The organism is Haliscomenobacter sp., from assembly GCF_041740695.1.
Classification (GTDB): Bacteria; Bacteroidota; Bacteroidia; order Chitinophagales; family Saprospiraceae; genus Haliscomenobacter.
Genome location: NZ_JBGSLK010000045.1, coordinates 1 through 12,474, shown reverse-complemented (window position 1 = coordinate 12,474; position 12,474 = coordinate 1). Strand labels below are relative to the sequence as shown.

13 protein-coding genes are annotated in these 12,474 nt (G+C 44.1%); 3 read left to right on the top strand and 10 right to left on the bottom strand.

Annotated features, from left to right (window positions below; translation table 11 throughout):
* Window positions 1-78 precede the first annotated feature (78 nt).
* From ACEW9O_RS10020 to ACEW9O_RS10005, 4 genes are all read right to left on the bottom strand, one after another.
* Window positions 79-816: a rubrerythrin family protein gene (locus ACEW9O_RS10020; RefSeq protein ID WP_373550020.1), complete on the bottom strand. Its 738-nt coding sequence runs from the start codon at window positions 814-816 to the stop codon at window positions 79-81.
* A 159-nt stretch (window positions 817-975) separates the two neighbouring features.
* Window positions 976-2,352: an ATP-binding protein gene (locus ACEW9O_RS10015; RefSeq protein WP_373550019.1), complete on the bottom strand. Its 1,377-nt coding sequence runs from the start codon at window positions 2,350-2,352 to the stop codon at window positions 976-978.
* On the bottom strand, window positions 2,349-3,026 hold the full coding sequence (locus tag ACEW9O_RS10010; RefSeq protein ID WP_373550018.1) for a response regulator transcription factor: 678 nt from the start codon (window positions 3,024-3,026) through the stop codon (window positions 2,349-2,351). Before ACEW9O_RS10010 ends, ACEW9O_RS10015 begins: the two co-directional genes overlap by 4 nt.
* A gap of 43 nt (window positions 3,027-3,069) precedes the next feature.
* Window positions 3,070-3,546 carry a DUF2231 domain-containing protein gene (locus tag ACEW9O_RS10005; protein WP_373550017.1) on the bottom strand — a complete coding sequence of 159 codons (477 nt, stop codon included), beginning with the start codon at window positions 3,544-3,546 and terminating at the stop codon, window positions 3,070-3,072.
* A gap of 279 nt (window positions 3,547-3,825) precedes the next feature.
* Here ACEW9O_RS10005 and ACEW9O_RS10000 point away from each other — a divergent pair, with 279 nt between their 5' ends.
* Complete coding sequence (locus ACEW9O_RS10000; protein ID WP_373550016.1) at window positions 3,826-4,356, top strand: DUF2975 domain-containing protein; 531 nt, start codon at window positions 3,826-3,828, stop codon at window positions 4,354-4,356.
* A gap of 3 nt (window positions 4,357-4,359) precedes the next feature.
* On the top strand, window positions 4,360-4,569 hold the full coding sequence (locus ACEW9O_RS09995; protein ID WP_373550015.1) for a helix-turn-helix domain-containing protein: 210 nt from the start codon (window positions 4,360-4,362) through the stop codon (window positions 4,567-4,569).
* Window positions 4,570-4,690: 121 nt separating this feature from the next.
* On the opposite strand, the gene ACEW9O_RS09990 is transcribed toward ACEW9O_RS09995, so the two are convergent.
* Entirely contained in the window at window positions 4,691-6,391 is a 1,701-nt protein-coding gene (locus ACEW9O_RS09990) for a thiol-activated cytolysin family protein (protein WP_373550014.1), read from the bottom strand.
* Between the two features lie 260 nt (window positions 6,392-6,651).
* On the opposite strand from ACEW9O_RS09990, the gene katG reads away from it, so the two are divergent.
* Window positions 6,652-8,865, top strand: a complete 2,214-nt coding sequence (gene katG, locus ACEW9O_RS09985) for a catalase/peroxidase HPI (RefSeq protein WP_373550013.1) — start codon at window positions 6,652-6,654, stop codon at window positions 8,863-8,865.
* 115 nt (window positions 8,866-8,980) lie between these two features.
* On the opposite strand, the gene ACEW9O_RS09980 is transcribed toward katG, so the two are convergent.
* From ACEW9O_RS09980 to ACEW9O_RS09960, 5 genes are read right to left on the bottom strand one after another with little or no spacing between them, the layout of a single operon-like run.
* On the bottom strand, window positions 8,981-9,379 hold the full coding sequence (locus tag ACEW9O_RS09980; RefSeq protein ID WP_373550012.1) for a hypothetical protein: 399 nt from the start codon (window positions 9,377-9,379) through the stop codon (window positions 8,981-8,983).
* 19 nt (window positions 9,380-9,398) lie between these two features.
* Entirely contained in the window at window positions 9,399-10,370 is a 972-nt protein-coding gene (locus tag ACEW9O_RS09975; RefSeq protein ID WP_373550011.1) for an ADP-ribosylglycohydrolase family protein, read from the bottom strand.
* Window positions 10,371-10,423: 53 nt separating this feature from the next.
* On the bottom strand, window positions 10,424-10,825 hold the full coding sequence (locus ACEW9O_RS09970; protein ID WP_373550010.1) for a DUF4345 domain-containing protein: 402 nt from the start codon (window positions 10,823-10,825) through the stop codon (window positions 10,424-10,426).
* Window positions 10,807-10,935 carry a hypothetical protein gene (locus ACEW9O_RS09965; protein WP_373550009.1) on the bottom strand — a complete coding sequence of 43 codons (129 nt, stop codon included), beginning with the start codon at window positions 10,933-10,935 and terminating at the stop codon, window positions 10,807-10,809. Before ACEW9O_RS09965 ends, ACEW9O_RS09970 begins: the two co-directional genes overlap by 19 nt.
* Before the next feature lie 34 nt (window positions 10,936-10,969).
* Window positions 10,970-12,361 (bottom strand): IS66 family transposase, encoded by a 1,392-nt coding sequence (locus ACEW9O_RS09960; RefSeq protein WP_373550060.1) that lies wholly within the window; start codon window positions 12,359-12,361, stop codon window positions 10,970-10,972.
* Window positions 12,362-12,474: the final 113 nt, after the last annotated feature.

Below are 12,474 nucleotides of genomic sequence, written 5' to 3'. Positions count from 1 at the left end.
GGTTTAAGGCAACTGTACTAAAATAAAAAAAGCCCTGGATTGCTCCAGAGCTTCAACATACACCCGACTAACTATTCATTATGAATGAAGACTGTTAATTTTTATGAATTTTTCTGAACTGGTCATCGATATGCCACAGCGTTTTGGTGCAGTTGCATCATAAGTATTGCCACAAGTAGAACAAACATAGTACACTGTTGGCAACGAGTTTACCGTCTTACTTTGCAAAGCTGCAAGTGCTTTTTCGTAGAGTGGCTTATGTTTTTGTTCGGTTTTGTAGGCATAGTTTAGGCTCAACAACGAAAGTTGATTCCCGGCAGTTTGAGCGTTTTTCAAAAACTCGGGATACATTGTGCTGATTTCATAACTCTCACCAGCAATGGCGTCTTTTAAATTTTCAGCCGTTGCACGTACTGTAAACTCAGGAGTGACTGCGGCAACCTCTTGACCTGCAGCTTCCAATACGGCTTGGTGATTGTTAGCATGGATGTTCTCAGAAATAGATGCGGCTTTAAATAGTAAAGCAATTTCATGGTATCCTTCAGCTTCTGCTTTTTTACTATAAGCTGTATATTTTGCGCTTGCAGTGGTTTCCCCTTTAAAAGCATCCTGCATGTTTTGCATGTTGATTGCATCTGCCTTATTTGATAGTCCCTTTGCATCCATTTTGGATGAAACAAGTTCAGTTTTCCCGGCTGTTGATTCGGTTTTTGGTTTTTGCATTTCAGCATTTGCCTGATTATTGCTGGTGCATGATTGAAGTGCTACGCTGGAAGCAATTGCGGCAAGAACGATAATGACTGTTGCTTTTTTCATTTGTGTTTGATTTTAATGATGATGCAAAGATGCTAGGGTGAGCATTCAAATAACCTTGGAGAATTCTTAAAATTGGCTTAAGAGCTTGGTGCGGATTTTAGGTAGTTTTGAATAGCTTTAATTTGGCCTTGGCCATAAAATAGACACGAGCAGAAATAATTATCGGGGAAAATTCAGTGTAAAAGTGCTGCCTTCATTGGGCTGGCTTTCAACAAACATCTTAATGCTTTGTAGATCACATAATTTTTTAACAATAGAAAGTCCAAGACCATTCCCTTTAATAACTGAACTACGGGATTCGTCAGCACGATAAAATCGATCAAAAAGATTGGGAAGATTTTGAGCTAAAATACCGATGCCATCATCTTTTACTGAAAGTGTTTTCAAATCTTCGTTCCATACAATAAAAATATTTCCGTATTCTTTTCCATACTTAATTGCATTGCTGACCAAATTGTCTAGGATTAATTCAATGAAAAGTTTATCCGCTGTAACGGTGGCTTCTTTAGCAACATCAACATGAAAGGCCATTGCTCGGCCGGCTAAAGCTTCACGCCATTTTAAATGGAGTGCATGGATAATGGATGACAAAAACAGGGTTTCTTTTTTTGCTGCGACAGCGCCTGATTCAATCCGGGCAAGTTGCAGCAATTGTTCAAGCAAATTGTTCAGGCGGTCAACCTGTTGAATGATGCTGGTTATTTTTTCTTCGTACACCTTGGGTTCTCGCTGTTTGCGAATCAGTACTTCCAGCGTTCCTCTAATGGCTGTGAGTGGTGTTCTTATTTCGTGTGAGGCATCACTTGTAAATTGTTTCTGTTGAAGCATACTGGCTTCTATTCGAGCGAGCAATTCGTTAATTGTTTTTGTAAGGTCATACAATTCATCTTTTCGTTCGGGTAATCGCAGCCTTGTTTCAATATTTGCATCATTAATCTTGGAAGCCGTACTGATCAATTGATGAACTGGTTGAATGGCTTTAGATGCCGCAACTGATGATGCAATAAACAGGACAATGAGCACAAGTGGGAATGAAATGAGTAAAATCCACAACAAACTATTCAGCATAGCATATGATTCTTGCCGTGAAATGGCTATCGTTAGTTGCCCAATAATTTTTCTATTTTTATTTTTTATTGGGAATTGGCCCAAGCGGATTTTTTGATTGCTGAGTCGGCTGTTGTAAAATAGTTCCTGGTCAAGGTGTGGATTAAAAAAGAATTGGTCTTTAAGCAAGTTGGAGGAATGGAAAACAACTTTACCTTTTGTATTCACTATTTGTAAAAAAGTAGGATTCACTTCTATTTTGTTGTGCTCAGCTTCATCCCACTCTGGCATTTTGTTGATGATGATTGAATCTCGATGCCAGTCAAGGTTGCTAAATACTTCTTCTTTCTCGGTTAAAATGTCATTATCCAAATGGGTGAGCGCAGTTTGGCTTACCACAAGATAGATAACAACAAACACAATTGCCGTTGTTATCGCAACGGCAATTGTATTGAAAAGTGCTATCCTGTTTTTGAATTTAAGCTTCATTCTACAGTTTCGATTTTATATCCTACCCCCCTCACTGTGGTTATCAATGACGGCTCCCCAGTTTCGTCCAGTTTTTTGCGGAGCGCATTAATATAGACATCAATGACTGAAGTATCGTAGTCAAAATGAATGTCCCAAACTTTTTCAATGATCCGGGTACGTCTACAAACTTTTCCCTTGTTGCGCAAAAGATATTCAAGCAGTGCAAACTCTTTTTGAGTGAGTTCAATCAATCTACCTCGCTTGGTGACAACATGTTTTTCAATGTCCATTTGGATATTTCCTGCGCCAAATACAACTACTTCATTCTCCTTAGTGCGAAGTAAAACCCGGATACGGGCAAGTAGTTCTTCAAACGAAAATGGCTTGCGGATGTAATCATTGGCACCTGTTTCTAAACCAAACACGGCATCGTCTACGGTGTCTTTTGCGGTAAGAAAAATGATGGGCACGGTTTTGTTTTCTCGCCGGATGTTTCGACAAATTTCAATTCCACTCAGACCTGGTAACATCCAGTCAAGTAAGATGACATCATATTCATTGATGGAGTCAAGTGCAAGTTGCAATCCTTGTTTCCCGTTGTCTGCCAGATCTACAGCAAAGCCCTCTTCTTCTAACCCTTCGCAGAGAAAATTGGCAATTGAGACTTCATCTTCTACAATCAATAGCCTCATCTAATGTTTTTTTGAAAGAATTAACCAAAGGTAATGATTAGATTTATTCATCATCATCCATTGAGGAAGGATTAAAACCGGGGAGTGCAAGTTCTACTCCTGCGCCATGGGCGTAGACAAGTTGACCGCCCAAATAACCGGTATAGGTAATCGCTCCGATTAGGGCTGAAAACAATAAAATACCTACCCATTTGGTCCAGGTACGATTGTATTTGAAATAGTATAATACAACCCGAAACATGGCTGTGATAATGGAAAGCCAAAGCGTTAGAAGCGCTGCATTTTCGTGTAATTCCATTGGTATCTCTAAAGGCCCCTCTTCAATACCTTCGCCAGCATAACTTCCACTTATGTAGGCTGCAGATGCACCCAATGCGCCGAGCAGTAAAAGGTAAAATGCTGCGTGCTTAAAAAAATCTTTTTTACTGAATAAGGCGATTACTTCCGATAAAAAGCCAGTCATCAGCAAGGCAATTGGGAAGTGAATAAGCATCGCGTGGATGTGAGTTGCTGAAATCATTTGCTCATTTTTTTGTTTAATGATGATGCAAAGATTGCTTACAGAAGATTTAAGGAAGCTAATGTTATTCTTAAAATTGGCTTAAGAATCCAGGGAATAGTAAAAAATCGATGATTATTCAGCGCAACTGAAAGGGTGGGTCTGTAAATGAGTGGATCACTATGAGATGATTTGAAAATTTTGATTTGCGTCTGATTGCAGAATTTATCTTTTTTAACCAAAAAATTATTGTTTATCAATAAATATTTACCGATATTTGCCTTGTCAAAAACAACTAAGATGAAAATAAAGACAGAACACATTCTCACCTTTTTGAAAGTTGTGGCCTGGTTGGCCTTCGTTGGGTATGCCATAAAAGCTGGGGCCCAGGCCGTGGCGCTGGTTGTCGGTTTTATTGATCCGACCTTGGCGGAAAAGCTCTACGAGGTTAACCCACTGCTGTTAAAGCTCCGCCAATACAACGTCTGGTTTTTCGTCAATGCCATGTCGCTGGTTGTTTTTTTGTCAGCCATGACGGCCCATGTGTGGTATCTGGCCATTCAGTTGTTGTCAAAACTTAGGCTCAAAACGCCGTTTTCAAGGGATGTAGCCAAAAGATTGGAAAAAATTGCCTTTGAAATACTCGGTATTTGGCTCATCAACATTGTGGGGATGTCCTATTTCAAATGGCTGGAGAAATCCACCGGAGCGCAATTAGGCAATCTTGGTATTGGAGACGAATTTTTGTTGATTGCCGCAATTGTGTACATCGTTTCCCAAATTTTCAAACGGGGCATTGAAATCAATGAAGAAAACGAACTAACCGTATAAGCCATGCCCATTGTAGTCAATCTGGATGTGATGTTGGCACGCCGCAAAATGCAGCTTCAAGAGCTCGCGGAAAAAGTAGACATTACCATCGCCAACCTTTCCGTCTTAAAAACGGGCAAAGCCAAAGCCGTGCGTTTCAGTACCCTGGAAGCCATTTGTAAGGCGCTGAATTGCCAGCCAGGGGATATTTTGGAGTTTGTGGATGAGGAGTAGGGTGCACTACTGTCTGGACGCCCGCAGCCCAATCCCAGTAGCTTTGTAAAAGGGAATGGCATCAGCCAGCAGACTGTGCCATTCCCTTTTGAGCACCATTGCAATGTACTCTTTTGAGCACTTATAGGTACGTTTTTTTCAAGATCCAGACCTGTTGGACATGCGAGCCACCGCTTTTGTGATCAAAAAGAACCGTCATAGGGGTGGTACCGATGTTTTTGAAGAAAATGGTGCGCTGCGTTCTGGCCCCGTTTTCATCGTCAAACTCATCATCGTCGCCAGTATTCAATGCGCCGCAGTTGTCATCCTCGTCTAGGTCTCCGCCTATGATGATTCGGGCGTCCAGATCGGCGGCAGGGACGTCGTAGTAGCGCAGGTTGTTGGGTGGACTATAAGATGCACCTGTTTTGAGCGACTTATTGCTACATTCAACGATGCGCAACACGGTTTCAGATTGGTTGAACAAGGGTAAAATGCTTGCATTATTGCCCTTGTAGGCTTTGCTGTACAGCAAACCATACAGATCTTCATCGCCATTGCTATCATCGGCACGGATGCACTTTATTTCCTTAAGTACTACTTCATAACGCGGCTGGCGGGCAATACAGCGCCGTGCAACGTAGTTCAGCGTAGATTGCAAACTGGCAATAGCCGGGCCACCATTTTCATACTGAACAAAGCGAAGCGAATAGGAAATGGGTTGTGGGTTTTGAACGGGCAGCTTTGTCCAATTGTCAAAGCGCTGGAAGATATTCTGGGCCGCAGCCAAACTGGCTACCGAACCACCAGGGATGTTCATGGGGACGCCCCCTAACTGGAAAGCCTGGACCCTCAAACTTTTGAAATTGCTGACAATTTCCTGGTCAAATGAATTCGAAACGCTTCCGATCAAACCCTGAATTTTAGCCTCAAGGTTGACGTTGATGTCCTGGCTTTTTGATTCAAAAGTCATGACCAAAACCCCGATCCGACCGTATTTTACAGAACTGATGTAGGTCCAGTTTGGTGAAATTTGGGTATTGGGGTTTGCAAAGAAGTTTTGTGAATTTGTGGGTGGAACCACATCTACGCTGTAAAAACGCTGCTTGATGACTTTTACTACCGTTATTTTATTGGCTTCCGTCGAGATACTGACCGCGCTACTGAGGCCACTACCCAACAAGCTGCGGGCATGCACATCCATCAGTACCGCAATGTCTTCTGATGAATAGACGGTTTTTATTTTGGTTTCGCCAACTTCCACACCTTGGCTAAAATTATTGCCTGCCAGAAGCTGGTTAACGGCTTCTCTAACGGTTGCCAAATTGGGGTTGTTCACTGCGGCACTTACTGGAGCGGCACCACCATTGGTGAGGCTGATGGAAATGGCTAACGGATTTCTTGCCGCTGCAATTTGCCGATACTCCCCCGAGGTGATGGTCATGCCATCCACAATTCCACCGGGGTAAATGAAATCAGTTGGGGCAAAGTTAGACAACTCAAAATTTCCTGATTCCGCAGTGATGTTCATGTTGGTACAAGTGAACGCTGGATCTCCTCCATTTACCGGAGACAATCCTTTTCTCAACTCAAAAGGTTTGCTGATCGGGGATTTGTACAAACTAACGGTTTGGGTGCCGCCGTTGGAAAGGTTGTGTCGGTAAGTCGAGAGGGATGGGGTTGTGGGGGTTCGGATGGGAGCAACTACTTTAGGCATCGGCCCCAATTGGATTTCAGTTCCTGCTGCATTTTTGATTTTGGGGGAGTTTTGAGCAGTCAAATTAAGTGTGAAGCAACAAACAGCGATGATGCTGAATAGGGTGTTGGTAAGGTTTGTTTTCATGATTAGTAGGTTTTTACGGTAAATCTGAGGGCTTACTTCTTGTTGTAGCAGTTTCAGCGTCGCCTGCTTTGAGTTGTAAACAATTGGCTTGTTTACATAAGGTGTGGGAAAGCTTGCATTACGTTCCATTTTTTTGATTTACAGTAAAAAAGAAGCACAAGTCGTTGTTATAGTTTTTGACTATAAAGGCATCGTTATTATAAATTTAATTTTAAGAAAAATCGCCCTTATTTTGTGCAAGATTATAAATCAATCGCATTATGGAAAATAACAATGGTAACGGTGCAGGCAAGTGCCCATTCTCTAGTGGAGCACTCAAGCAGAGCGCTGGTGGTGGTACCAGAAACCGTGACTGGTGGCCAAACCAGTTGAGGTTGAACATCCTACGTCAACACTCTTCCTTGTCCAATCCTATGGGTGAGGAGTTCAACTACGCTGAAGAATTCAAAACGCTGGACCTGGATGCGGTTAAAAAGGACATCGTTGAGCTGATGACCACCTCTCAAGAATGGTGGCCAGCCGACTACGGGCATTACGGACCATTCTTTATTCGTATGGCCTGGCACAGCGCAGGTACTTACCGCATCGCCGACGGTCGTGGTGGCGCAGGTGCTGGTACCCAACGTTTTGCACCACTCAATAGCTGGCCCGACAACGGGAACCTGGACAAAGCACGTTTGTTGCTTTGGCCCGTGAAAAAGAAATACGGTAAAAAACTTTCCTGGGCAGACTTGATGGTCCTCGCAGGAAACTGTGCCCTGGAGTCGATGGGCTTCCAGACCTTCGGCTTTGCTGGTGGACGTGAGGATGTGTGGGAACCCCAGGAAGAAATCTACTGGGGTGCTGAAGGCAAGTGGCTGGAAGACAAACGTTACAGCGGTGACCGCGAATTGGAAAACCCGCTCGCTGCAGTGCAAATGGGGCTCATTTACGTGAACCCGGAAGGCCCTAACGGAAATCCTGACCCAATCGCAGCAGCCCGCGACACTCGCGAGACCTTTGGTCGCATGGCGATGAACGACGAAGAAACCGTTGCACTGATTGCTGGTGGACACACCTTTGGTAAAGCCCATGGAGCTGGCGATCCCAACCAGTTCGTAGGTCCAGAACCCGCTGCTGCGGGCATTGAGGAGCAAAGTATGGGTTGGAAAAACTCCTACGGAAGTGGCAATGCAGGTTATACGATTACCAGTGGCCTCGAAGGTGCTTGGTCCACCACGCCCACCAAATGGAGCAACAACTACTTTGAAAACCTGTTTGGCTTCGAATGGGAGCTGACCAAGAGCCCGGCTGGTGCACACCAATGGAAACCTAAGCACGGCATGGGTGCCAATACTGTACCGGATGCACACGACCCTTCAATACGTCATGCACCCATTATGTTTACGACGGACCTCGCCTTGCGGCTGGATCCTGCATACGAGAAAATTTCCAGACGTTTCCACGAGAATCCTGATCAGTTCGCCGACGCGTTTGCTCGGGCATGGTTCAAACTGACGCACCGCGATATGGGTCCAAAGGAGCGCTACCTCGGACCAGAAGTACCTGCTGAAGAGCTGATCTGGCAGGACCCTACTCCTGAGGTTACACATCCACTGATCGACACGCAGGACATCGCTGCGCTGAAGGCCAATATTCTTGCTTCCGGACTGTCGGTATCCCAGTTGGTATCTACCGCTTGGGCCTCAGCATCTACCTTCCGGGGTTCTGACAAACGTGGTGGTTCCAATGGCGCCCGCATTCGTTTGGCACCTCAGAAGTATTGGGCGGTCAACAACCCAACTCAACTGGCAACAGTACTGAGCACGCTGGAAAGCATCCAAAGCGAATTCAACAGCATTCAAACTGGGGGCAAGCAGGTTTCACTGGCCGACTTGATCGTGCTGGCGGGCTGTGCCGGCGTTGAGCAAGCGGCTAAAAATGCTGGACATTCAGTGACCGTACCCTTCACACCGGGGCGTACCGATGCCTCGCAAGCGCAAACCGATGTGGAATCATTTGCTGTCCTCGAGCCCATTGCCGATGGATTCCGCAATTACATGACCTCTCGCTACGCGATATCGGCTGAAGAAATGCTGGTAGACAAAGCGCAACTGATGACCCTGACTGCTCCTGAAATGACGGTGCTGATAGGCGGCATGCGGGTGCTGAACACCAACTTTGATCACTCCCAGCACGGTGTCTTCACCAGTACTCCCGGAGCCTTGACCAATGATTTCTTCGCCAACCTGATCGATTTTGATACCACCTGGAGTGCAACTTCGGATGCTCAAAATGTGTTTGAAGGCCGGGATCGTGCAACCGGTATCGTGAAGTGGACGGGTACCCGAGTTGACCTCATCTTCGGGTCGAACTCCGAGCTCCGTGCCATCGCTGAAGTGTACGCCTGTGAGGATGCTCAGACGCGCTTCGTATACGACTTCGTGGCCGCATGGAACAAGGTGATGAACCTGGGTCGTTATGATTTGGTTTGATGAATGGCCGCAAGGCTGATGATAGTTTTTAATGGGGAGCGGTGGCCTGGTGACGGGTCACCGCTCTTTGTTTTGGTTTTTGTGGGAGAGACTTGTGCAGGTGAGGAATTTAATTCTAAAAGCCATTTTGAATTTCATCTAAAACATAGGCTTCTATCAACCTACAATAACTTTGCCTTGAATAAATTTTCTCTTTCAAATTATTGCTGAGATATTCATAGATATTGAACTCTCCGTTTTCTTTTTTTGCAAAATCGACTATATCATATCTTTGCCCAGCTCTCGTTAGAAGCTCGACTCCATCAAAAGTCATATGATCTACAGGTGTGTGATATCGGTCATAAGTATACCTGAATATTAAGGTAACATGCACGTTAATAAAAAGAATCGCTTCTGCACTACAACTAAGCAACGTGAATTTTCCAACCTCTAATGGATTTTTAAACGCTTCTAATAAGGTCTCAACCTCCATAGGCCACAACTGTATTAATTTTTTATTGTATTCTGAATTCATGGTTTATTGTTTAACCTGATTATTGCAAATATTCTACTGCCCTATGAAGCCGCTGAGCTAGAGCTGTAATTTCTTCTTTTTTCGCTAAAAGCTCAATCCACGCTTCTGGAATTCCTGTATGGCCGTAATACAAGCCCGCTAGCCCTCCGGTGACACATCCAGTTGTATCGGAGTCTCCACCTAAATTAACCGCTGCAAGCACCGTATCCGCATAGGAGTTGTGCTTCAAAAAACACCACAAGCTGGCTTCTAAGGTATGCAAAACATAACCACTGGAAACTATCTCAGATTCGGCGTAATCAAGTAAAGGGCGGATTTCATAATCGCCATATGGGTTTTCTAAAATGCGGTGAAACTTATGTTTTTCAAGCTCATCACAAATCTCATGATCCGATAAAAAGGCATTGACTTTTTGCTGAGTGTTTCGATAAGCAGCGTTTTTTTCAACACCTTCCAAAAGCTCCAGCGCAAATTCCGTATAGATAAAACAAGACAAGATGGAGCGGATATGTGCATGTGTAATGGCTGAAACTTCTGCTACCAATCTGAATCTGGTAGTGATGTCTTTGTCTTTTATGTAAAAAATTAACGGCATAATCCGCATCAGTGAACCGTTGCCATTGCTGTTTTCTGCACGGTTTCCAGAAGTGAAAGGAGAATCTCCTTGGTTGAGTCTGGTAATGGCTTGTGCAGTGGCAATGCCAACATCAAAAACTTTATCATGAGCAGTCCAAAAAGCTTCCTCATACCAACGCACAAAATTTTTGGCGATGGCATTCAGATCGTAACCAGTGCATAAAGCTTCCGCTAAACACAAAGCCAAAGAACTGTCGTCGGACCAAGTGCCTGCAGGTTGCTGGTGGGTACCAAAAGCACGCATCCCCTTCACCAGATTTTCATTTAATACTTCCCTGCTAATGAATTCAACGGGAACACCAAGTGCATCGCCAATGGTAAAGCCTAAGAAGGTATCGATGATTTTATGCTTCATGTGGAGGAGTTGGAGCAGGAAATTGTGCTGATTGCGTTTACAAAGATGTGGGTTTATTTTGTTTTTGACGCGATTTTCAAGTTATTTATTCCCCAAAGCATCAGTACTATTTCTGCAACAGCACCCAATGAAAATGCAATAGATGGAGCCCCATCAATGATTATACTTATCATTCGACCAAATGCCAAGCCGCCCATAAAAATTACGCTGCTTAGGGTTGCATTGCGCCAATGTTCAAATTTAAAAATGCCAATCATCCAGTATGTTGCAAAGCCCACATACAGGCCCATTGTTGCCCTGAAAACATGATTCAAGTCGACACTTTCAACCTTGAAGGTGAACAATAGAGGTAAAACCTTGCTCGGGCAAATGCCATAGGTCAGCCCAACTAATCCAATGGTGATGGAAGTTATTCCGAGATGTAGATTCCTATGTGTTATGATTTGGTTTGACATTTATTTTTTATTCCTTGTCCACCCATTCCAAGCAATCCTTGATGATCTTTTGTAATGCCCCTTGTTTCAGTCTGTGGAATAATGATCTTGCGCTGGTCAATTTTTGTCATTGGTACAGCAATTTAAATAAATTTTGGTAACTATTTAGCGCCCGAAGGGCGCGACATATATTTGGGTGCTGCAAGCAGCACGAAGTTCATTGAAAACATTGAGTTGATGCTTACGACAGGTACTAATGAAGCCTTGAATTCGGGCATAGGTTTCAGCACCCTCGATGGTACGAAAGCATCCAGCAACTTTTTGCTTGGTTTTTACGGGACGAATATCCCTTTCAGCTTGATTATTGGTAAAAGGGACGCATTCAAATTCGGCAAATGCCAAAACAGCATCGCTGTGTAAGACCAGTCGATCTAAGAGGCTAAGTGCTTTTCCCCTGGGTTTTCGTCCTCTTTTTTTCTTTTTAAGCGGATCGGGTAAATCTATTTTGGGTATTAAAAGTTCCTCCAATTGGATGGCTTTTTGGCACTTTTCCAGCCAATTTTGTTTTTCACTAGCGATTTGGGGGACAGTTCCTTTTCCTTTATCACTGCGTTGGTACAAGTCCAAAAGGAATGCTTTGAGTTCAGCTGCCCAAAGCTTTTGTTGTTCAATTTGCGCTTGAAGTTCACGCAATAAATGAGCTATACAAAGCGCATGCCGGCAATTAGTATAGGTGAAATAAGTGGCATAACAATCATGAACGGCCCAGCCCCTGAAAGCAGCCAGGATGGATGCTGCCTCTTGATGAGCTTTACCACCTCGTTTGGCACTCACAAAAAGGTAGGTGAATAGGGTATTGCAAGCGGTATGTAGCCATTTTAATTTAGTGGACACCAATATTCCAGTTTCATCAAAGTGAACCAAGGGGCTATCCACAAGGGACGCTTTAATTTGATTTTCTGCTGATTCCAGACGTTGATAAGCCAGTTTATTGTTGGACACCGCGGTACTTTCATTGAGCTTATAGCCAAATAGGTCTTCAAAAAGCGTACTAATTTTTTGGAAAGACAATTGGCAGGAATTGTTCAATAGTACGCTCAAAGCGCGAACCCCAGAACCATATTGTACCCCTGCATTAATCCCTGGAGGCACTTGACCCTGATGAGTGCAGCCACAAGTGCAAACTTGCTGGATCACTTGATATTCGGTTACTTCTAATCTGGGTTGGGGTAAATCGAAGACCTGGTGCGTTTGTACGACTACCCCGCTTTGAGGATCAAGGGCAAGGCCACAAGTACACTGGGGCGTCACCAGGCGGATAATCTGATCTGGATTGTCAACTCTTTCCAGATTTTTCCCTTTGTGACCATGCTGACCGCCCTTTTCTTTAGGCTCTTTAGGTATACCGGGTTTACGTTTTAGGCCGTCACTGGAGGGCGGGCGACTTGAATTGCGGCTGTTTTGGTTCAGCCGTGCTTCCAACTCCGCAACGCTTGACTTTAGTTCGTCAATTTGCTTTTGTTGGTGTTCGATAATCAACAGCAGTTGATTGATCACAACGTGGCAGCCTTCGACTGTTTTTGGTAGCTCCAACTCAATGTTTTTGATGCCCTAAGATACTTTTTATTTTCATATTTAGCAGCCGCCGAAGGCGGCTGCTAAATAGTTAC